Below are 20,205 nucleotides of genomic sequence, written 5' to 3' on the forward strand. Positions count from 1 at the left end.
TGCTCTGTCATATAGGACTTTGCAGATTTCACGCTTTGCTCAAATAATACTATGATTGTTTTTTAAGTATATTCTTAAAAACTATTGGGCCGATAAAAGCAAATCCAATTCCTATGAGAATTCCCCTATGTATTCCAGTTGTTAAATCATGAGACAAGTATCCTAACACTGCACATACAATTAGAATTAGAGTGAAATACATAATTTTTTCTTTCGTTCGATATATGTTCATTTAAGCAGTCCTTTATAAGATTATTTTGTTTACTATTGTCTTTTTTGTACCAAAATAATAATTACTTTACTATAAAGGATTAGTGGTCCTCATTATCCAAGCAAAACCACTGGATTTTCCTTTGAGCCCGAAAAAATATGGGTATATGAAAGGCAAAAAGTACTGGAATCAAACAATAGAAGTTAACTGCAAAACACTAGTGCATAACCTTGACAGGTATGTTAAACTGCTTTCTGGGTTTTCCTATCGTTCAGAAACTTAGTTAAGTCCATTCCTGAAATAAAATCTTCAACCACGCCAATTAAAAACAACCTGTACTCACGCATGAAAACTGTCTCATGCGTGCGCATAAACCACTTCTGAAAATATTCTGCTCTTCAATTCATTCCTTACAGTACGTTTCGAGACTATATCCACCTTTGACTCGAACTCTTCTTCAAGAAGAATTCCAAGAGCCACGAGATTAAAAAGATCCGCACCTTTCTCAAACTCAACAAGAAAGTCTATATCGCTTCCGGGTTTGCTTTCATTCCTCACCACCGATCCAAAAAGGCCTATTTCCTTTACCTTGTAGTTCCTTTTCAACTCAGGAAGCATCTCATTCAGTCTTCCCAGAACAATATCCCTTGTGATCATATTGATTCCTTATAGTGTACCTATCCAATAAACATCTTCAATCCTTTCTCCATCATTAGCCTTTTCTCAATATCTTTATCCAGGATGAACTTAGATATCCGATATTTCTCATTGAACCTGTCAATATTCTCAAAAGCTTTCTCTACAACTTTCTCATCAGCCAATTCCTTAAGGAACTCCCCGCTTTGCCCCATCTGGTGAAGGAAGTCACGTTTCTCGAACTCTGCATCAGGATTAATTTCCCGGGTAATTGGCACTGGTTTTAGGCTTGATCTGCAGTGATGGTGCAAGGGGGGTCTGTACTGATCTAAATAATCAGATTCCGTTGAGAATATCGTCCCATGCAAGGTCCTGCACTGATCACTTGTCCTATCATCAAGTTCAGCATCGAACTCAACGTATTCCACTCCACGCTGTCGATACCGGTACACAGTTGTATTGGTGGCGACATCTGCAGTGAATGTCCGGGCAAATCTCACTGCCTTGTATCGCTCCCCTTCCCAGAGATCTTCTATCCTTTTAGCCAGCTGGTTTGGATGTGTTGTATAGATGGCCTCATCCTTGAGAATCTGGATGATAGATCCCGCAACATTTTCCGCCAGGTCCGTGGATAGTCTCACAGCCTCTTCTGTTAACACATACGAATCTTCGATTGAAGCTGCAGATACCTGTTTCAATTGATTGTCCGCGTAGAGCAACGATTGTTTGATGATCTCAGTGATGATAGTGTCCAGTTGCTTCACATAGGTCTTGGAGCCAAATTCCCGGTGAACGTTGCGGATAAGCTCTCGCTCATAGTCCATGGTCTTTAATGCAAATGCTTTTTCCAATGTGCGATCTAAAAGCAAGATGAGCCGGTTCTCGGCCTGGACAATTTTAGGAGAGTTCATGAGGGACATTTTATCACCTGCTTACGGAAGCCGCAAGAAACACAGAGCAACAAAAGCAAGCACAAAAATCCATGTAAAAGTTGCAACAACGATGAAGCTGTTCTTATGCCTGATCATTCCCCTTCCACCGGGAAACCACCCCATTTGAGAAGTTGCTCTCTTGTGAGAACACCGCTATTGTACCATTCTATCACATCACGTGACTCTAACTGCGGACGGCTCAGCTCCTCGAACTCTAACCACACAGAATCTTCTGTCTTGTTCATGAGCCGAAGGCGCATATTAATGGCATTGTTGGCGATGTTCCGTACAATATGCTGCAGCCCTTCCAGGACGACCATACGGTCCTCTTCGGACACATACCCGGCTGCGTAGGTAGACCCTTTTGTATCTCCCATGCTGAGAGGAGACTGTAACAAGCCTATCTGGATGTCTGTTTCCAATGATTTCTTGAATGACATGACATCCAGGGACCCTTTTGCATCAATGGGAATAACATCCAGACCTACTGCAGCAATATCTTCGTTCTCAGAGAGGTACTTGTGTTCGTCAAGCCAGGCGTCTATGACCTTCTGAGCATCCTCTATGCTGACGATCTCCTGCTCGACCAGCTTTTCCAGGAGCTTGAAGTCAATAAGATACCTTCCATTACCGTATTTCTTAACGAATGAAACGTACCCGTGGTTGATATTCAGTAAGTTCCGAATACTGAGCTCAATGGGCTCCATCATGGAAGCACCATAAATACCATATGTATCTCTCTTAAGAGGGTCCTTCTGAACAGTGTCCCAGGCATTATAGGATCCGCATACCACATCACTGATCTTCAAGATCTTTCTTTTGGCCTTGTCGCTTTCATTGATAACAACGTATCCGGTGGGTGGAGTGAGGATCTCTTTCGGGTTCATTTCGCCAACCGTGAAATCCTCCGGGAGGATGGTTGTGTTCTGCATGAGCAGGGGTATCAGGGAGAACTTCTCTGCATTTCCGGTTGGTACTGCCACATATGTTCCATCCCTGCAAAGGAGCCTGGCAAGTGTCTGCAGTTGCTCAAGGAAATTGACCCTGGCAGACCATCGTTCGAACTCTTTTATGATTTTGGAACCGGTTCCATCGAACTGCATGCCCTTTACAAGGGAAAGTGCCAGCTTGTTCAGAGATGTAGAAACATGTGGAGTGCTGGTTGAGAGCTGCTGGTAGTACATAAACCGGTTATCAGTATCGAAGTTCTGATAGCCTCCAAACTTAGTAGATTTATCTGTTCTTTTTATACCTGCAGAGGCCATGAGAGTAATCGGCTTGATATGTGGACTATTGATATTTGCATTTAGGCGGACCATAAAACCTCATAAATGATTCTTGATCAGAGCTTTTGCTTCTGTAGCGGTGATCTTACCATCTTCCAATGATTGGAAGATATCATAAACGAGGGCCTTACGTTCTTCTGTTGACTTGAACTTCCACCAGAGCTTTGCCCGTATGACTATGCCTGCACCTATTCCTATCAGGAAGGTAGCTATTTCAGTTGCGTATGATTCTATCATGGTTTGCTGCTCCTGGGCTCATGTTGGCCACACCACTCATCGGAAGGAACAACCGGGAACCCAACCTTTGCAACAGGAGACTCGCGTCTACAAAAACCATATGTAACTGCCGTTGACTTGAAAAAAGTGCATGTGGAACAAGATTCGCTCATGCAAGTAAATCAAAATACATCTACTATAAAAAATTTATACATACAGGATATGATCGATTATGCAAATTACCAGTATATTTTAGTCCTGAGTTTCCAATTTTTAAGCGCATATCAGTAGAAGACGTAAATACAATCTACCAGAAGGATGTTATTTTAGTTTCTTACCAAACCAAATAATGAAGTAATTTATGAGGAGAGAGAGCTCATTATCATTTGCAAAAAATGAATAAGACATTTAATGCACAAAGAAGAAGTGTGATTTGTTAAGTTAGAGGCTATAAATGGATAGAAGCACTTAATGTACAAATAAAGAGTATTATTTGTTGAGTTAGTGACTATAGTACAAAAATACTGAAATAACGTTAATTTGATATGGCTAAATTACTCAACATATAGAATACACACTTATAATAAGAAACAAAACGTTGTGACAACTATGCCTTTAATTTTGGAATTATCACTTTTTGTGCTATTTACAACTATACTTGCCGCTTATGTTGAACATAAATACTGCATTTTTGACAAAATAATGAGGATTAAGTATCATATTTTAAATCCAGAAGTAGAAATAAGGTTTTTCACAACCTACACATCTAATGTACCTTTTGCAAATTTAAAGCCGATTCTCATATCAACTTTCCAAAACTGTTGTGATCATATAAGAGTAGATAAAAATTCAAACCATAAGTTAGAAATCTTAGTTGATAGTTCTTATTGTGTTAGTTTTCAGGCCATTTCAAATGAAGAGATTTATTTTCAAAGTGACAACATAAAAATGAAAATGAATTCAATGGTAACGGTTGCTGAAAATATGCTTAGTTTATTAGATAATATTGCGGAGAATATTATATCTAAAAATTATGCATGTAACGTAAATAATTACACTGTACATTTATGCCTACCATTTAAAAAATTAATTTGTAGAAACTTAGTTTCTAATAGTGCAAATGCACACGCATATAAATTTGTAATGTATAATGAGGGGTATTCAAATGAAATGCTAGCATTTGAAGACCTTGTACGAATAAAAGCCAAAAAGAAAGATGATCTATTAAAACTGATGGAACTATTCACATAATCCTTTAAATACTCAACTACAGCTGCAAATATGGTTTATGGGACAACAAGCACTCTTTTTTTAGAATATCGAACTACGCTTTCTGCAACACTGCCAAGCAATACATGGCTGAATCCTGTCCTTCCTAGAGTCCCAATAACTATGAGATCTATGTTGTTTTCTCTGGCAAAATCAATGATTCCATCACGAGTTGTCTTGGCGTTGATCACAAAAGGTTCCACATCCACTCCCTGGCTCTTGCCTGCTGCTACTACATATTCAGTGGCTTTAAGACCTTCCTCTTTTAACTTATCATCCAATGCCTTTACCCACAAATCGCTCAACATAACTGGAATATTATCCGAAGGAATGACATAAATAGCTTTAACTTCGGCACCGTTTGCCTTTGCGAGTCCAATACCACAATCTATCGCATTGATGGCATTTTCAGAGCCATCTGTAGCTATCATTATCTTTCTTATTGCAGTGCAGCGCATTTTATTCCTCCAGATGATATTTTAAACAATTGGATATTTGACATCAGATTAAACTTTCATGAATCTTCTTCGTCTTCCGGTACATGGAGTTTACAATTTTGCTGTAGATCACAGATCATTTGAGCGGTTCCGAACACCCTTTCAACAGGAATGACAAAACCTAGCCCAGTCCCCGGCTTATTAAGGCCCACATCTTCACTGATAAACTCGATGATCTTATCAGCATTTACACATTCTGCCAATGTAAGTACAACTTCTTTTTCCGGTTCAATCAGCATACCCAGGAGACTCTTGTTCTCATGAACTCCTGTGCCTCGCCCGAAAAGTATCGTTCCTCCCTTGGCGCCTGCCTTCCGGGATGACTTTATAACTCTGTCACCCCATCCTTTCTTTACTATTGTTACTATAAGGATCAGGTCATTTTCATCAGACATTATTTTTACCTCCAATATATCTCATATATACTCCTAACAGCATTACAAAGATGATGGGTGCAAGCGCTATGAGTGCTATCATACCGAAACCGTCAATTACAGGGTCCCTGCCTTCCTGGGATGATGCCACACCAACGGCCATCGACATGAGGAAAGTGACGGCCATGGGACCTGTAGCCACTCCTCCCGCGTCAAAGGCAATTGCTATGAAATCCTTATCCGAAAGCCACATCAGCACTATAGCAAGAAGATAGCCTGGAACTATTATGTATAAGAATGGAAAGCCATAAACAAGCTTAGCCATTGCAATAGTCACGAAAACGGCCACACTGAAGGAGAGCGTGTAAAGCATTAGTTTTGACTTGATGTAACCAGTGGACGATTTCTCTATCTGGTAGCACAGCACCCTTACAGCAGGCTCTGCATATGTTGCCAGGAAGCCAAGGAAGAAACCAACTGGCATCATGAGCCATTGATGCTCCATTGTACCTAGAAAGCTCCCTATTTCAGTTCCTACTGGTAGGAAGCTATTGTACACACCATAAAGGAATAATATCATTCCAAGGGCTGTCATTGATATTCCCAGCAAGAGCTTTACTAGTTGCGAAGTCGGGAACTTGAGATATAGGAACTGGAATATGATAAAGAAGAATACGAGAGGAAGCAATGCTTGCAGAACTTCCAGAACGATGTCTAATAACCCATGCTCAACACTCAAATCAAAATACCCCCATGAGCATAACAGTTATTATGGGGCCGACTGCAGCAAGACCTATCAAGCCAAAACCCTCTGAAAGTTCAGATTTCTCGCTTATAACTGATACAATACTTGTCCCAAGTGCCATGAGTACAGGTATTGTCAGGAGCCCTGTTGCAACACCTCCGGAATCAAAAGCAATGGCAAGATACTCGGGTTTTGTAAAGAAAGAGATGGCTATTATGAATAAATAGGAAGCTGTAAGCAGGTATTTTATTGGCACGCCATAAACTATTCTCAACATAGAAATGGATATAAATATCCCTACACTGGTGGATATGGCTAAGAGGAATACATTACGAGGGATACCGTCTCCATTCAAAGATTCCATCATTGTGCTTAACACCCTTACATTAGGCTCTGCAAGCGTCACTATGAAAGAGAGTATGAAAGCAACTACCAAAATTAAAATCACTGAGTTGTGCTTTGGTAATTCCGAGCCCACAGCGTTTCCCATGGGCAGCATTCCCAATTTTACACCAAACAGAAACAAGATCATGCCTATTATAACCAGAAAAGAACCTCCAAGGAAGTTTATGAGCAACTCTTGACTGGTGCCGATGAACAGAAGGATCAAAAGTGCAACTACTGTTAAGGGTACTACTGCCTGAATTACCTCCCAAGTTGTTTCTTTGAAGTCTTCTAACATACAGAGTTTCCTCCCCGAAAATCGATTAAAGGCAGAATCTGCTTCGATGTAAATCAGCAGGATATTATAAAAGATTAATCACTACGCTTGTTGAATCTATCAATTATGTTGAATAATATAAAAAACGAGTTATAGACTTAAGTTAAGCGAGCACCCCCATCACCATTACGCTTAGTATTGGGCCAATTGAAGCAAGGCCAATCAAGCCGAAGCCTTCGGACAGCTCAGACTTTTCCCCCAGTACTGATACTACACCTATGCCCAGTGCCAGGGTCACAGGCACGGTCATAGGACCTGTGGTCACACCCCCTGCATCAAAAGCTATTGCAAGATATTCGGGTTTCGTGAAAAAGGATAGCATAATAACTATCAGATAACCCGCTGTCAGCAAGTACTTTATCGGTACACCATAGACTATCCTGAGCATGGAAACCGATACAAAGAAACCTACCCCAAGAGCAATGGACAGGATCAGTACGTTACGGGAAATACCATTCTCGGACACCGAATCAATCATTGTGCTCAGCACCCTTACATCAGGTTCTGCAAGTGTAGCCATGAAAGACAGTAAAAAGGCGACTCCTACAATGAAGATCAGAGAATTGTGCTTTGGAAGTTCGGAACCAATGGATTCTCCGATAGGCAGCATCCCCAGCTTGACACCCATGAGGAAAAAGACCATCCCTGCTATGACCATTATAGTCCCTGTAAAGAAAGAGAGGAACATACCGGAATTAAGGCCAATGACCAGCATGATCAGGAGCACAGCTGCTGTCAAGGGCAATACAGCCTGGACTACCTCCTTGAATGTTTCTTTAAAATCCTGCAGCATTAAATGGGGTCTCCTTGATGGGGGCAGCCTCTTTGCTTTCACTACTTGGAATGACAAGCACTGGTTTTTTTGCATATCGCACAACATTTTCTGCAACACTCCCAAGTAAGGCACGCTCGACCCCTGTTTTTCCTTGTGTACCCATTACAATAAGGTCGATATCATTCTCTGTTGCGAAATCGATAATTGCATCTACAGGTTTTTTATCTTTGATAATTATGGCGTCCACTTTTACTTCTTCATGGAGGCCAATATCAACTACATGCTCAATAGCTTTTTTTCCTTCTTCTCTCAAATAGTTAAAATATTCTTTAACCCACATATCACCGCGCATTGAATGAAGGAAGCCGGTAGGTGTCAGAACATAGAGAGCAGTGACATTAGCTCCGTTCTCACGTGCCAATTTTATACCCCAATGTACTGCGTTCTTTACTTTCTCAGAACCATCCGTAGCTATCAATATTTTCTTTATCTTTGCGGTCATCTCTCTGCCTCATTAGATGATTAGTATTTAAGGTTTATATAATTAAGTGATAATTTTAAATTTGGGAAGATTCGTCTATGTCATTCAAACGAGGATTTCTACAGAGCCGATTAGAGATAACTTATTCTCTCTTTCTGAAAACAAATGTAAGGCCAGGTATTTCCAACGTTGGAAGAGCGATAGGTGGACACTCTATCCCCGTACTTTTTTATAATATATAACCTATACAGACATAATTATATTATAGAACTTGAAGTGGAAAAGATGAACTCGAAGAAATACTATTTATCAAAATGCCTGATACTTTTCCTAATACTATCAGCTTGCATCGCAACAACTTCCGCAGAGCCTCTTACTTTGACTGTCGGGGAGGGGAAGGATCATTTAAACATAAGTGACGCCCTTTCAAATGCAAATAATGGCAGTATCATTCTTGTAAGCGATGGAATATACACTGAAGAAGATCTGGTTATTGACAAGAGAATAACACTTATTTCTGAAAATGGATCACAAACCACAACCATAAAGGCTAATCCAGATAGCGACACCCTAATTACAATAACTGTAAATAACGTCACCATCAATGGATTTACTATAGAAGGCGATCTTGAAACATTTGAGGATGGGCTTTTAGGACGCAATGGAATTTCATTGGAGTCGGTTTCAAGTATCACTATTACTAATAATGAAATATTTGGCTTCTATGATGCTTTAGTCACTGATCAATCTGGCAACAACTTCATAGCCAACAATACATTTCTAAATAATTCAATGGGTGTATTCTTTGACTGTTCAATGAACAATACCATGCTCAACAATACATTTGAATCGCACTTAACAACTTTTGGTGTTGATGGTCCCGCATTAGAGAATTTTGTTCACGTTGTCGAAAATAACACCATCGAAAATAAGACAATCTATTACTGGGTAGATATGGCAGATGCCAAAATACCTTCCGATGCAGGCCAGGTATATGTTATCAATTCCACCAATATAACTGTCAAGGACCTTGTATTGACACATGGTTATGATGGTGTTGCATTTGTAGAAACAGACAATTCCAGAATTGAAAATGTTACGACATTCTCAAGCAGCTACGGTATATCTCTAATAGGCTCAAATAACAACACATTGAGCGACAATATCATTTTACAGTGCGACTATGATGGCGTTTATGTGGTTGAATCTCATAACAGTATTTTGAGTAATAATATTATTCTTCTTTGCGGCGATGAGGGCATTTATATCGGTAGATCAGATAATGCTACTCTTAGCAGCAATACCGTTGTGCTTTCTAACGATAATGGTATTTTCATCGACGAATCTAACGACAGTACTTTAAATGAAAATACCATCGCAGCCTGTAACCATAATGGGATACGGATTGACCACTCACAGAATAACTCTCTGACCAACAACATAGTTACCTATGGTGGTCTCGATTCTGAGCATATTGAAACTGCAGGTATTTTACTTTCTGGATCCGACAATAACACTTTGATCAATAATAGTGCTGACAGCAATCTTGGGACAGGTATTGCTGTAGTTTCCTCTGACAATAATATCTTAAGAAGAAACACTGCTAATGAGAACAGTTTGGGCGGGATTTGGATAGCCTCATCCGACAATAATACCTTGACAGATAATCTTGCCACTGACAACTACTATGGAGACCTTCTCTCTTTAGGTGTGAACATAGATACAGCACTTTTTGGAGATGATTCACATATTGATAGTTCAATAACTAATATACTGGCAAACAAATATGCCAATGATAATTCCTTAGACAATCTCTTCTCCGAAGCCATTAATTCATATCCTGCCACTTTTGAGAACACTTTGCATAGCAGGACGGCGGCTAGTAGAAAGAACCCAGTTCGGGAGGATGTCGGCCTACAAAGCGTTTCAATTAATGGCGGTGCGAGGATTATACTACCCGGCTCCGGCATATTTGTAGTTGAAGGTGAAAATAATACGTTAACCAGAAACATGGCATTCAATAACCAATATGACTTTTGCTCTGCATTATCTTATAACCTAGAAGTAGAAAAACTAATGCTGATAAAAGATCAGGCGCAGATGTCTTTCACCGTTGATGAGGGTATTGTGCTCTTATCCGGCAATGAATCCAGTGATGTGTCTCTTCCAGGAAAGACAAATGTTAATGGTTATATTGATATGCTCGCTGTTATTGATCCAGATATTGGCTATAGCTCAGTTGATGCTGAAATTAATATAGTATTGCCCACAAAGCTGGAATTTAAGTTCCTTTATGACGATTCTGGAATGAGCAGTAATGGCGAATCTTCAATAAGACTCTATCAGTTGAACGGTACCAAATGGACCTCAATTCCAAATTCGTCTTTGAACACAAACGCGAACTATGTTGCAGCAGCCCTTGACTGGCAATACATTACAGAATATGATTCACTTGATATAGGCATTAATTCCCCAACTCCGTATTATGGAATGGTTACACTGGCACTCTTCAAGGATCCGGAGCCACCCCGTAGTTCTGGCAGCCTTCCGCAAAGCCTTAAGGATTCAACTAAAACGGATCTTCCCATCACTAATGACGGAGAAATTACAAAAGACACTGTTGTCAAATCAAAGAACTCAGACGCTACACTTACTCTTTACAAAGGAACGAAAGCAATTGATGTCTCCGGAAACCCTGTGAACATTATAAGAGTTACACCTTTCTCGTATGGACCAGCTGGAATTCCTGCAGATGCTACAGACCATGGACTTTACTTCAAGTTTGAACCGTCCGGGACCACGTTCAGCCAGGATGTTATGATAACTATGGAATTTAATCCGGAAGACTTTGAAGGCAGGACTCCTGTAATCTATACCTATACCTCTGAGGATGGATGGATCGCCCTGGAAACCACAGTTGACTGGGAAAATGGCAGAGCAACAGCAATGATAAGTCACTTTTCATTCTATGCACTGTTTGGGACTGATGCTGAGCCTGTAAAAGAAGCCTCATTCGAGCCAACTTCAGAAACTATCGAAACAGTCACATCTGAAGGGAACTCTGCTGAAGAATCCACCGATGAAAAAGGACTTGGGTTCATTTCATGGGTAGTTGCAATTGTGCTTGTAATAGGCCTGGGAATTGTCTATGGAACTAAGAAAAAGAAGGATGGAGGGCTTTAAGCCCTTCCTTTTTTATGGAGGTTTTCTGCAGAGTTATTTATGTTATGCTTGTACTAGAAAAGGTGTCAATAATTGATCCATTTAGAGTATTCATCAACGAAGGTCTTGATAATATCATCTTTAGATAAATTCTCTATATCATGTTCACCGATACTACCATTTCTGATAGATATCTCCACTTGAGGTGTCCTTGGTAGACTTTCATCGGCATGCTCTGGGAAGGCAAAACCCGCTTTCTGATATGCTCTACCTTCTATCAAGAAATAGAATTCTTCCACCTGCTCCTCAGTTTTGATTTCAGAAGGAAGATACACTGTCAGGGAAGCAGAACCCAAGCCTGAGTCATCAATATCTATGACGACTATTCGTCCATATTTTTCAATTTCCATCTTTAGGTCATTATAGGCTGGGACAACTATATCTTTTAAAAAATAACCTATGTTAACTTCTGCAAGCTTGACACTCGTTTCTTGAGTAGTTATGTCTTCCAAATCATTTTCTTCTAACTGGAAGATCTTCCTCAGTTTCCCTTTCCACCCATTCATTTGCCTTTACCAGTAAAAAGTTCTCCTACTAGTTCTTTGGTCTTTTTACTTGATTTATTTTCCGGTAAACCATCTAAAGGCTCCGCAGCTTCGTGACTGTTTTTATCTGCGCCTAATCCTTTGTAAAGACTATAGCACATCAAGATCAGTACTATACAAAATGGCAAGGCTGTTGTAAGTGCAGCCGTCTGCAAGGCTACAAGCCCTCCGGTTAACAAAAGGACAGCTGCGACCGTTCCTTGGATAAGGGACCAGAAAATCCTTAAGGAAATCGAAGGCCTGGGGTCACCTCCAGATGAGAGTATGGCTATTACAAGAGAACCTGAATCAGAGGAGGTTACAAAGAATGTCATGACAACAATAGTGGCAAGAGCTGAACTGACCATGGAGCCTGGTAATGCATCAAGCAGTACATAGAGTGCTGTAGGGATGCTTGTTTCAACGGCCTGAACAATTCCACCATTCCCGAAAAGTTCGATATGTATTGCAGTGTTGCCAAAGACGATTATCCATATGAAGGTGATTATTACAGGAGCGAGGAGAGCACCCCGGATGAACTCTCTTATCGTACGGCCACGAGAGATTCTGGCAATGAACATACCTACAAAGGGAGACCATGAGATCCACCAACCCCAATAGAACATGGTCCACATTTTTTGCCATTCCATCCCAGTGAAAGCGTCTGTCTGGAATGTCAAAACAACGACATGTTGCAAATAGTAACCTACGCTCTGTACATAAGAGCTTAGTAGAAATGCCGAAGGACCGACCACGAAAACAAAAAGCACCAGTGCAAGCCCCAGCAATATGTTCATCTGGCTTAAAATGCGTATGCCGCGGTCAAGACCTGATGCAACTGAAATCGTAGCTGCCAAGGCTATGAATATAACGAGGAATATTTGGTTATTTGCAGAAACTGATAATATGCCCAGGTAGTCCATGCCGGAGTTGATTTGCATTACACCTAGGCCAAGAGAAGTTGCAACTCCAAAAAGTGTACCAAATATGGCAAGTATTTCCACTATATTGCCCCGTACACCATATATTCTATTGCCAAATATCGGATACATTGTAGAACGAATGGTCAGTGGCATATCATGTCTGTATGAAAAATAAGCAAGTGAAAGACCCACGACTGTATAGATAGCCCATGCATGAAGCCCCCAATGGAAAAAGGTGAGATTCATGGCCTCGACCGCTGCCTCAATGCTTCCTGAAGCAACTTCTTTGGGTGAGGAAAAATGGATAATAGGTTCAGCAACACTGTAAAAAAGAAGACCTATACCCATACCCGCACTGAAAAGCATTGCAAACCATGTTACATCTTTGTATTCAGGTCTGTCAGATTCTTTACCCAACCGTATGGTTCCATAGCGACTGAAGTAAAGCCAAATGACAAAACCTAAGAAAAATGCCACTGAGAGAATATAGAACCATCCTAGATTCACAACTATCAAGTCCTGGACAGTCGTGAAGGCATTTGATACTTTTTCTGTGAAAAATATTCCCATGTACACAAAGGATAATACTAAGACCACCGATACATAAAATACCTGTGAGTTTGTGCCTGGGTTGTGTAGTTTATCCATGGTGAACTCCTATGACAGTGTATAAGGGCAGGCACATATCTTACAAAAGATTTACGACTGAACCCACCTTAAAATTATAAAAACCCTCTTTTCTACTTGTATTATGGGGATGTTAATGGAATTCAGAGAACTCTCTGATGAACAATGGAAGTTTATTAGACCACATTTACCACCACAACCCATTGTTGGAAAAAAGAGAGCTGACGACCGTAAGGTCATCAATAGCATTCTCTTTGTCCAGATAACTGGTTGCAGGTGGAGAGACATGCCACCTCAATATGGTTCTGGTGTTACAGCATGGAGAAGACTGAAAGAGTGGTCAGAAGAAGGAATATGGAACAAGATCATGGAATCCCTACGGGATTCCGCTTATCAAGATGGTAATTATCTATAGAAACTGCGTGTGTTAATAGTACTTTCATCGAAACAAAAAAAGGGGAGAAGATTGCGCATACAACGGTCACAAGAGAAGGAAAGGCGTAAAGATCCAGGCCTGTGTAAGCTGTGAAGGATTCCTTTTAACCCTTCAAATATTCTCTGAAAAAGATTATGATAATCAACATTTCATCGAAGTTATGGAAGATCTAAGGATCAAGACTAGCAGAAGACCAAGAACAAGACCACAGGAAGTATTGGCGGAAGCAGCTTACGATGATGTTGATATAAGACAACATTTAAGGTCTAGAGGAATACAAAGCAACATTCCCATAAATCCCAGGAACACGAAAACAAGGAAAAGAGGAAGACCTACAAGATTCAATCCAAAAACTTATGCTAAAAGAAGAGCAATAGAACGATTTTTGCATGGTTGAAAATGTGATTTAGAAAATTAGTGACTAGGTATGAAAGACTTAGCATAGTGTTCAAAGGACTATTGGATATTGCATGTTTCATGCTGTGCTGGAAAAGAGGGTTCAGAGAGGTTAGGAAATAGGCTCATCTTTTAACCAGTTGTATTGGGACTTAAGACCCTGAAGCATGTTCTTGAGCTCATTCTTACTTATGGATCGGTTCTCATCCGTGTAAGCTGTACTCTTCAAGTTCAATGCCCAGTTTATAGATGAACCTCCACGTACCAAACTGTTTCTCAAAGAAATCTATCTATGATCTACGTGGATATAATCGATATTTGTAGGCTCTTAACATACGCAAAGTATTTTTGCTAGTTGATAGCATATATATTTAATGTTTGACCATGTATACGATTCCAGACACCTTTCAAATACAACTGGACGTAATTCATCCACCGGTCCCATTTCTTCGAAATGGAACTCCCATTAAACCTATGATTTAATGCGACATTAAATTGGGTGGTCTTTTTACTCCAACGTGATAAAATTCGTTAACCGATGACAAATGATGGAGATTTACATGAAGAACTGGGAAATCAGGAGATAAGTGGAGACTCAAAATCTTGAATATGATTGACTATCCCCTTCAGCGCGCCTCAAGCAACCAGTACCACAAAGGCACATACTTGATCTTCCCACCATCAACCTTCTCTTCGCCAAAGATATCTGCTGTGATGATAGTTCCCTCTTTTATCCTGAAGTTTTTCATTCCTGCCAGGAGACCACTTATCTCACGTTCTTTTGTTTCCGGGCTGGATAAATCTGAGCAGACTTGGATCAGTCTGACGGGGTCAATACCTTCCTTAATTACAAAGTCAACCTCAAGTCCCTTCTGGTTCTGCCAGTAGTAGACCTCACTTCCAGAGCGTAGAATATGGAGAAAGGCCATATTCTCATATAACCTTCCTGTATCCGAGGACAGTTTAAAGGATACGGCGTTGATCATACCTGTGTCAATGCAATAGAGTTTCCTTGGTTTGTTCATCTGCTGCTTCAGGGATTCATCAAAATGTGTAACGCTGAAGAGCAGGAATGCATCCTCAAGGTATGCAATATAATCTATTATTGTATCCGTACTGAGGGAGGAATAACTGGAAAACAAACGCCTGAGGGAGTTATAAGTATGTGGCTTTGCGATGTTGGAGATGCAGAAGAGCGCCAGATCCCTGAATATAAGGGGATTGCGGACGCTATGTCTTGCGATTATATCACGGTGGATTATGTCATCAAAGTAGGACTGCAGTGTTTCACGGTGTCGGACTGATGGGTAGACGATCGTTTCAGGGAATCCTCCTTTTTCCAGGTACTCATTGAACATGCGTTTCATCATTGCCTTGTCTTCAGAGTAAGGAAGCGTTTTCAGGTCGTACTTGATCTTGTGAAAATCAAGGAACTCTGCAAAACTGAAAGGAAACATCCTAGTACTGAGATGCCTTCCGGTAAGCAGTGTGGATATATCCTGGGATAACAGGGAAGCATTGGAACCACTGATGACCATCTTCACATTTTGCTTCCTGTCATATATTCCTTTAACCCACCTCTCCCATAACGGAAAGTTCTGGATCTCGTCCAGGAAAAGGTATAATCGGTCCTCTTCAGATATTTCCTGCATTTCACGGAAAGTTTCTATCAGCAATTGTAGCTCATCCCCTTTCAATGGCTGCAGTCTGTCATCATCGAGGTTTAGGTACAGGATATTGCCCTTTGGTACACCTCTGTCGATGAGCTTTGAGATCAACTGGTACATATAATAGGTTTTACCGCATCTTCTGACACCCACTATGTCATTTACGTGAGGTACGTCGATATTAAGTTCGTACCTGCGCCCCTGCAGCGGGGGTAGTGTTCTCCCCTGCCAGTCGATAATAGCACTTCTTAGTTTCTCTCGTGTATCCATATAGAACCATCAATCATTTTTACTTATAAATCCATCGATTATACTAGACAAGAACATACAATTTTGTCTAGCATACTTGACATACGTATATTCTAACGGTAACAAGTTCAATAAGAAATATCGGATCTTGAAAAGAGATTGCTAATGCAGAACGGCTTGAAGATATCCATACAATTTGTCAAATAAAAAAGAGCGATTATTCAACAAATGAACTATTCATTAAAAGTTTAAATAATAAGTGAGTGATACAATATAATGATAAAATAGGTAATATAAAAGGATGAATAGTAAAAATGAAATCAAAACCATTGGTGACAATATTCCTCTTGATAACGATAATTGCGCTTTCGGGATGTACAGACATAAGTGACTCATATAAGCCTGGAAGCTTCGGAACAACTGAAGAAGAGCAACAGATAGTTGAAGCCGTCACTGAAAAATATGGTGATATGACAGCCACAGGTGAACCAAGACTCCTTGAAGTAATGATGACATCATCAACACAAAACTTCATACCTGTGGATAAGGTACTCAAATATTCAAAGGACTCTGAAGATTTGTATGTATGGTTCATCTACGACAATTTCAATTACGACAAAATAACTGTAGAATGGATCTACCTTGATACTGATTACTCTATCCACACCTTCGAATCAGAGACAGGTGAAGACTTTGGACGTGGGACGTTCATACTCGAGAAGCCAGATGATGGTTGGCCGATTGGAAACTACAGAGTGATAATAAGCGGAGTAAATGTGGAAGAATCAGTGGACTTTGAGATAATAGATGGAGAAACGGTTTCAATACCATTGGAACTGCTGGAAGGTACAAAAACAGGCAGTAATAATACAGTAACAACAGGAAACGTACCAAGTCCACAAAGTGGATTCATATCTGAAAGCACATCATACAGCTTTGTAGGAGAATGGTCAACAAATTGGGGAGATATGACGATCACACAATCAGGAACTAAGATAATTGGTGAATACACATACGATCAAGGAAAAATTGAAGGTGTTGTAAACGGCGATGTATTTATAGGTACCTGGTCCGAAAGTCCTTCATATTCAGCTCCTAACGACGCAGGTGATGTAGAACTTAAATTAAGCAGTGACGGTAATTCATTGGAAGGAAACTGGAGATACGGCTCAGACAGTTCAGCATGGAACGGTGGATGGACAGGAATCCGAAAAGCATAATCAACAACATCTTCAAGCGCAGCTTCATCAGGCACAATACCCGGACGGCATCTCGTAGAAGTTGAAGACTACGGAATAAAACCTGCGTCTTAATTACATTTTTTCTTTTTTGAAAGGCATTGATTCACCAAAATATTATGATTTGGCATTGTTAATTAAGTATAGTTAGTTCATTATTTCTATACTTCATCAAAAGAAGAACAGAGTGTTTTAGCATTCCAAGACTCTTGGTATAACATTTTGTTTTTCTTCGCAGTCTTGCCAGAAAGTGCCTGAATATGCTGTTATATCCTTCCACTGTATAGGTTTCTGCTTTGGATCGTGTATGAACCTCATCTGGAAGAAACTCTGCATATGCTTTCCAGTTATCAGTCATCACTCTCCCTATCTCCTTTTTCTCTAGTTTTTTCCAGAGCTTTTGTCCTGTTTTGGTTCCCCTGCTACCAAAAGAGCAGTTGATGAATTTTTTTCCCAGCTCTATCAACAGCAATCCATATCCAACAATATTTTTTTTGTTTCCAATATAAGTATGCATCTCGTCTAACTCAACGATCTCTATCTCGTTTTCACTTTTTAGATCCTCTAATTCTGTCCAAATGCCTTTATCCAATTTTGAACAGAAACATGACTTACTCCTAAAAAACGTCCTATTGAACGGAATCCTAATCCTTCCAGATATAGCTGTAAAGCTTGTCGTTTAACGGAGGGATGAAAGGCAGTAGACTTAAGTTCTACTGTATAATTGTATCTACATTCATGGCATTGATAGCGTTGGAGTCCTTTGATTTTACCGTTCTTTTTATTATTAAAGCTATTGCACTTGGGACAATTCACGCTTTAATGTAAGATATCATAGTACATAACTATATATGCTTACCAATGCCGATATTTTTACTTTACGTGTCGATACTCCCTGAAGATATGATTCTACAATAGCATTCTCTAATGCCTTCTCTGTTCGTGAATATCTTTCAAAGACTTGTATCGTAAATGGAACATCACGTAACTGAGGTTTCAGTAATTCCAGCTTTCCATGCCTGGTTGTAAGAGATCGCTCTTTGTAACCATTACGCTGAGCTTTTCGTTTCTCACTACGTTCATATTTTCCCGCACCTGATTGTTGTAAGGCCTCAACTTCCATAACCTGGTTCAAGAACCAAGTTATAAGAGTTCTTACAGCATCTTCTCTATCGACAAAATAATCTTCTAATAGGTCATATAGATTCGTGGTCCTGTGCCTTCTTAGTTTGTCCAATTATTCTAAGAGGTATAGGACTATTGTATTTTACAGAAAATTAGTTACGCTGCCCGACCCAACGACACAGGTTATTAAAATAACATCATTGAAACTTGAACTTAGACATGAAATCCCTATCCACTTCGATACTATCAACCAGATTGAAGTAGATAACGAATACCTCTATGTTTCAGTGACACACGAAGAAAACTCCGAATACGAAGCTGCAAAATGGCTAGGATTAGACCGTAACACCACAGGACATATAGCAGTAGTAGCATCTCCTGATACTGGAAAGATAATGAAGCTCGGTAGATCAGGACAACATATTCATGAAAAATACAAACATATCCGCAAAAATCTCCAAAAAAGAGGTAAGTATAGAAAGGTGAAACAACTTAAAAACCGTGAAAGTAGAATCTTTCGAGACATTAATCACAAAATTAGTAAAAAAATTGTGGAGAATGCCTTTGAAAATGGCTACGGAATTAAGCTCGAAGAACTCAAGGGTATCCGTAAGAACAAGAAACAAGCAAAATTATTCCGTTATTCCATGAATAGTTGGTCTTTCTATCAACTCCAAATGATGATAGAGTACAAAGCCAAACTACTTGGAGTTCCTATCGCTTATACCGACCCTGCATACACTTCTCAATCATGTAGCAGATGCGGTCATATAGGGAACAGAAATGGCAAAAACTTTGAGTGTCCTTCATGTGGACACGTTGAACATGCGGACATTAATGCAGCTTTCAATATCGCATTATCTCCAAACATCATTCTATTCACAACAGAAAGTGATGTTGTGAAGGGGGATACTGGCATCCCCAAAGCAGCAATAATTAGAAAGCAATTAACCGTAGAACCCCACGCACTTTAGTCGTGGGAGTATGTCAGTGCCTGCTACTTCCACTATGCTTACAAAATCAATATATACTCATAAAATAATGACTTCTGTGCTCATGTATGATTCGGACGCCCTACGCGCTTTTGGGCGCTCCTGTATCATACCATCCCCTCGTTTTTGTTTTTCCAGCGCAATTCCACTTTGCCAAAACCCCGCAAACTTGCTTTGTTTGGAAGGGATAGAATTATATTAAAGCACAATATTATAATTATAATAATATAGATACATTTAGTCTGAGTGATTAGATGCAAGAAGAACCTCTACAAAAGCTGAACGAAAAAGAATACAATGTAGTCAAAATACTACAGACTATCAAAGTTAGAAGATCTCACGCACTAGTGATCGTCGCGCTTGCTGGTCGGAAAGAACTGAAATCGTCTGAGATCGAAAAGGTGACTGGTCTTTGTCAACCCGAAGTAAGTAATACAATGCGTGACCTCAGGAAGATGGATTGGGTAAGTGTACAGAAGGATCCATTTGTTGAGCAGAAAGGCAGACCACATAATCTTTATAAACTGAAATATCCGTTGAAAACAATCATCAAAACACTTGAGAAGCAAATCCTCAGGGAACAACACGAAAATTTAAAGATTATCGCAAAATTGAAAGAAAGAACTTGAAAGCCGATAATCATATTTCCTTATCAAGAACTGC

Annotated in this window: 23 protein-coding genes and 1 pseudogene; 7 read left to right on the forward strand and 17 right to left on the reverse strand. The window is 39.9% G+C overall.

Annotated features, from left to right (window positions below; all coding sequences use genetic code 11):
• Positions 1 to 568: 568 nt before the first annotated feature.
• From QZZ22_RS00780 to QZZ22_RS00800, 5 genes are all read right to left on the reverse strand, one after another.
• Positions 569 to 868 carry a nucleotidyltransferase family protein gene (locus QZZ22_RS00780; protein WP_292461655.1) on the reverse strand — a complete coding sequence of 100 codons (300 nt, stop codon included), beginning with the start codon at positions 866 to 868 and terminating at the stop codon, positions 569 to 571.
• Between the two features lie 20 nt (positions 869 to 888).
• Positions 889 to 1,767: a minor capsid protein gene (locus QZZ22_RS00785; protein ID WP_292461657.1), complete on the reverse strand. Its 879-nt coding sequence runs from the start codon at positions 1,765 to 1,767 to the stop codon at positions 889 to 891.
• A 104-nt stretch (positions 1,768 to 1,871) separates the two neighbouring features.
• A complete protein-coding gene (locus QZZ22_RS00790; protein ID WP_292461659.1) occupies positions 1,872 to 3,098 on the reverse strand; it encodes a hypothetical protein in 1,227 nt (408 codons plus the stop codon).
• A 6-nt stretch (positions 3,099 to 3,104) separates the two neighbouring features.
• On the reverse strand, positions 3,105 to 3,302 hold the full coding sequence (locus QZZ22_RS00795) for a hypothetical protein (RefSeq protein WP_292461660.1): 198 nt from the start codon (positions 3,300 to 3,302) through the stop codon (positions 3,105 to 3,107).
• Positions 3,299 to 3,454, reverse strand: a complete 156-nt coding sequence (locus QZZ22_RS00800; RefSeq protein ID WP_292461662.1) for a hypothetical protein — start codon at positions 3,452 to 3,454, stop codon at positions 3,299 to 3,301. The genes QZZ22_RS00795 and QZZ22_RS00800 overlap by 4 nt, the downstream gene beginning before the upstream one ends.
• Before the next feature lie 427 nt (positions 3,455 to 3,881).
• On the opposite strand from QZZ22_RS00800, the gene QZZ22_RS00805 reads away from it, so the two are divergent.
• Positions 3,882 to 4,532 carry a hypothetical protein gene (locus tag QZZ22_RS00805; RefSeq protein WP_292461665.1) on the forward strand — a complete coding sequence of 217 codons (651 nt, stop codon included), beginning with the start codon at positions 3,882 to 3,884 and terminating at the stop codon, positions 4,530 to 4,532.
• 35 nt (positions 4,533 to 4,567) lie between these two features.
• On the opposite strand, the gene QZZ22_RS00810 is transcribed toward QZZ22_RS00805, so the two are convergent.
• The 6 genes from QZZ22_RS00810 to QZZ22_RS00835 all read right to left on the reverse strand — a co-directional run bounded on the left by QZZ22_RS00810 (position 4,568) and on the right by QZZ22_RS00835 (position 8,164).
• Positions 4,568 to 5,008: a universal stress protein gene (locus tag QZZ22_RS00810; RefSeq protein ID WP_292461666.1), complete on the reverse strand. Its 441-nt coding sequence runs from the start codon at positions 5,006 to 5,008 to the stop codon at positions 4,568 to 4,570.
• Between the two features lie 56 nt (positions 5,009 to 5,064).
• Positions 5,065 to 5,442, reverse strand: coding sequence for a P-II family nitrogen regulator (locus QZZ22_RS00815; protein WP_292461668.1), 378 nt, complete (start codon positions 5,440 to 5,442; stop codon positions 5,065 to 5,067).
• Positions 5,435 to 6,160: a DUF1538 domain-containing protein gene (locus tag QZZ22_RS00820; RefSeq protein ID WP_292461671.1), complete on the reverse strand. Its 726-nt coding sequence runs from the start codon at positions 6,158 to 6,160 to the stop codon at positions 5,435 to 5,437. Before QZZ22_RS00820 ends, QZZ22_RS00815 begins: the two co-directional genes overlap by 8 nt.
• Position 6,161: 1 nt before the next feature.
• Complete coding sequence (locus QZZ22_RS00825) at positions 6,162 to 6,848, reverse strand: DUF1538 domain-containing protein (RefSeq protein ID WP_292461673.1); 687 nt, start codon at positions 6,846 to 6,848, stop codon at positions 6,162 to 6,164.
• A gap of 142 nt (positions 6,849 to 6,990) precedes the next feature.
• Positions 6,991 to 7,680 (reverse strand): DUF1538 domain-containing protein, encoded by a 690-nt coding sequence (locus QZZ22_RS00830; RefSeq protein WP_292461675.1) that lies wholly within the window; start codon positions 7,678 to 7,680, stop codon positions 6,991 to 6,993.
• Positions 7,664 to 8,164 (reverse strand): universal stress protein, encoded by a 501-nt coding sequence (locus QZZ22_RS00835; RefSeq protein WP_292461678.1) that lies wholly within the window; start codon positions 8,162 to 8,164, stop codon positions 7,664 to 7,666. Before QZZ22_RS00835 ends, QZZ22_RS00830 begins: the two co-directional genes overlap by 17 nt.
• Positions 8,165 to 8,428: 264 nt before the next feature.
• Between QZZ22_RS00835 and QZZ22_RS00840 the strand changes: the two genes are divergently transcribed.
• On the forward strand, positions 8,429 to 11,326 hold the full coding sequence (locus tag QZZ22_RS00840) for a NosD domain-containing protein (RefSeq protein WP_292462167.1): 2,898 nt from the start codon (positions 8,429 to 8,431) through the stop codon (positions 11,324 to 11,326).
• A gap of 65 nt (positions 11,327 to 11,391) precedes the next feature.
• Here the strand turns inward: QZZ22_RS00840 and QZZ22_RS00845 are convergent, their stop codons facing one another.
• Entirely contained in the window at positions 11,392 to 11,871 is a 480-nt protein-coding gene (locus QZZ22_RS00845; RefSeq protein WP_292461679.1) for a hypothetical protein, read from the reverse strand.
• Positions 11,868 to 13,460, reverse strand: a complete 1,593-nt coding sequence (locus QZZ22_RS00850) for a BCCT family transporter (RefSeq protein WP_292461681.1) — start codon at positions 13,458 to 13,460, stop codon at positions 11,868 to 11,870. The genes QZZ22_RS00845 and QZZ22_RS00850 overlap by 4 nt, the downstream gene beginning before the upstream one ends.
• Positions 13,461 to 13,575: 115 nt before the next feature.
• On the opposite strand from QZZ22_RS00850, the gene QZZ22_RS00855 reads away from it, so the two are divergent.
• Together QZZ22_RS00855 and QZZ22_RS00860 are read left to right on the forward strand one after the other, a co-directional pair.
• Positions 13,576 to 13,854, forward strand: coding sequence for a transposase (locus tag QZZ22_RS00855; RefSeq protein WP_292461683.1), 279 nt, complete (start codon positions 13,576 to 13,578; stop codon positions 13,852 to 13,854).
• Positions 13,855 to 13,945: 91 nt separating this feature from the next.
• Positions 13,946 to 14,272, forward strand: a complete 327-nt coding sequence (locus tag QZZ22_RS00860) for a transposase (RefSeq protein ID WP_292462169.1) — start codon at positions 13,946 to 13,948, stop codon at positions 14,270 to 14,272.
• Positions 14,273 to 14,383: 111 nt separating this feature from the next.
• On the opposite strand, the gene QZZ22_RS00865 is transcribed toward QZZ22_RS00860, so the two are convergent.
• Complete coding sequence (locus QZZ22_RS00865) at positions 14,384 to 14,551, reverse strand: hypothetical protein (RefSeq protein WP_292461685.1); 168 nt, start codon at positions 14,549 to 14,551, stop codon at positions 14,384 to 14,386.
• Positions 14,552 to 14,897: 346 nt separating this feature from the next.
• The gene (locus QZZ22_RS00870; RefSeq protein ID WP_292461687.1) at positions 14,898 to 16,208 is read right to left on the reverse strand and encodes an ATP-binding protein; all 1,311 of its coding nucleotides are present in this window, start codon (positions 16,206 to 16,208) and stop codon (positions 14,898 to 14,900) included.
• Positions 16,209 to 16,501: 293 nt separating this feature from the next.
• Here QZZ22_RS00870 and QZZ22_RS00875 point away from each other — a divergent pair, with 293 nt between their 5' ends.
• Complete coding sequence (locus tag QZZ22_RS00875; protein ID WP_292461688.1) at positions 16,502 to 17,407, forward strand: hypothetical protein; 906 nt, start codon at positions 16,502 to 16,504, stop codon at positions 17,405 to 17,407.
• 151 nt (positions 17,408 to 17,558) lie between these two features.
• Here QZZ22_RS00875 and QZZ22_RS00880 read toward each other — a convergent pair.
• Both QZZ22_RS00880 and QZZ22_RS00885 read right to left on the reverse strand, forming a co-directional pair.
• Positions 17,559 to 18,241 (reverse strand): IS1 family transposase gene (locus QZZ22_RS00880; protein ID WP_292461690.1). Its coding sequence is split into 2 segments (ribosomal slippage): positions 17,559 to 17,998 and positions 17,998 to 18,241, totalling 684 coding nucleotides; the frame shifts between segments, so codons are not numbered across the junction.
• Between the two features lie 58 nt (positions 18,242 to 18,299).
• Positions 18,300 to 18,662 (reverse strand): annotated as a pseudogene (locus tag QZZ22_RS00885) (transposase); the annotation flags it as partial.
• Here QZZ22_RS00885 and QZZ22_RS00890 point away from each other — a divergent pair.
• Both QZZ22_RS00890 and QZZ22_RS00895 read left to right on the forward strand, forming a co-directional pair.
• Positions 18,634 to 19,524: a transposase gene (locus QZZ22_RS00890; protein ID WP_292461693.1), complete on the forward strand. Its 891-nt coding sequence runs from the start codon at positions 18,634 to 18,636 to the stop codon at positions 19,522 to 19,524. The pseudogene QZZ22_RS00885 and the gene QZZ22_RS00890 sit on opposite strands and share 29 nt — an antisense overlap.
• Before the next feature lie 272 nt (positions 19,525 to 19,796).
• On the forward strand, positions 19,797 to 20,171 hold the full coding sequence (locus QZZ22_RS00895; RefSeq protein ID WP_292461695.1) for a transcriptional regulator: 375 nt from the start codon (positions 19,797 to 19,799) through the stop codon (positions 20,169 to 20,171).
• Positions 20,172 to 20,205: the final 34 nt, after the last annotated feature.

The sequence above is a fragment of the Methanolobus sp. genome (genome assembly GCF_016278365.1).
In the GTDB taxonomy this organism is placed as follows: domain Archaea; phylum Halobacteriota; class Methanosarcinia; order Methanosarcinales; family Methanosarcinaceae; genus Methanolobus.

Excerpts from the sequence above, each read along its gene's own strand:
- QZZ22_RS00825 (WP_292461673.1), bottom strand. The coding sequence starts at position 6,848 with ATGTTAGAAGACTTCAAAGAAACAACTTGGGAGGTAATTCAGGCAGTA.
- QZZ22_RS00795 (WP_292461660.1), bottom strand. The coding sequence starts at position 3,302 with ATGATAGAATCATACGCAACTGAAATAGCTACCTTCCTGATAGGAATA.
- QZZ22_RS00835 (WP_292461678.1), bottom strand. The coding sequence starts at position 8,164 with ATGACCGCAAAGATAAAGAAAATATTGATAGCTACGGATGGTTCTGAG.
- QZZ22_RS00830 (WP_292461675.1), bottom strand. The coding sequence starts at position 7,680 with ATGCTGCAGGATTTTAAAGAAACATTCAAGGAGGTAGTCCAGGCTGTA.
- QZZ22_RS00895 (WP_292461695.1), top strand. The coding sequence starts at position 19,797 with ATGCAAGAAGAACCTCTACAAAAGCTGAACGAAAAAGAATACAATGTA.
- QZZ22_RS00850 (WP_292461681.1), bottom strand. The coding sequence starts at position 13,460 with ATGGATAAACTACACAACCCAGGCACAAACTCACAGGTATTTTATGTA.
- QZZ22_RS00870 (WP_292461687.1), bottom strand. The coding sequence starts at position 16,208 with ATGGATACACGAGAGAAACTAAGAAGTGCTATTATCGACTGGCAGGGG.
- QZZ22_RS00855 (WP_292461683.1), top strand. The coding sequence starts at position 13,576 with ATGGAATTCAGAGAACTCTCTGATGAACAATGGAAGTTTATTAGACCA.
- QZZ22_RS00840 (WP_292462167.1), top strand. The coding sequence starts at position 8,429 with ATGAACTCGAAGAAATACTATTTATCAAAATGCCTGATACTTTTCCTA.
- QZZ22_RS00790 (WP_292461659.1), bottom strand. The coding sequence starts at position 3,098 with ATGGTCCGCCTAAATGCAAATATCAATAGTCCACATATCAAGCCGATT.
- QZZ22_RS00845 (WP_292461679.1), bottom strand. The coding sequence starts at position 11,871 with ATGAATGGGTGGAAAGGGAAACTGAGGAAGATCTTCCAGTTAGAAGAA.
- QZZ22_RS00785 (WP_292461657.1), bottom strand. The coding sequence starts at position 1,767 with ATGTCCCTCATGAACTCTCCTAAAATTGTCCAGGCCGAGAACCGGCTC.
- QZZ22_RS00810 (WP_292461666.1), bottom strand. The coding sequence starts at position 5,008 with ATGCGCTGCACTGCAATAAGAAAGATAATGATAGCTACAGATGGCTCT.
- QZZ22_RS00800 (WP_292461662.1), bottom strand. The coding sequence starts at position 3,454 with ATGAGCGAATCTTGTTCCACATGCACTTTTTTCAAGTCAACGGCAGTT.
- QZZ22_RS00875 (WP_292461688.1), top strand. The coding sequence starts at position 16,502 with ATGAAATCAAAACCATTGGTGACAATATTCCTCTTGATAACGATAATT.
- QZZ22_RS00815 (WP_292461668.1), bottom strand. The coding sequence starts at position 5,442 with ATGTCTGATGAAAATGACCTGATCCTTATAGTAACAATAGTAAAGAAA.
- QZZ22_RS00780 (WP_292461655.1), bottom strand. The coding sequence starts at position 868 with ATGATCACAAGGGATATTGTTCTGGGAAGACTGAATGAGATGCTTCCT.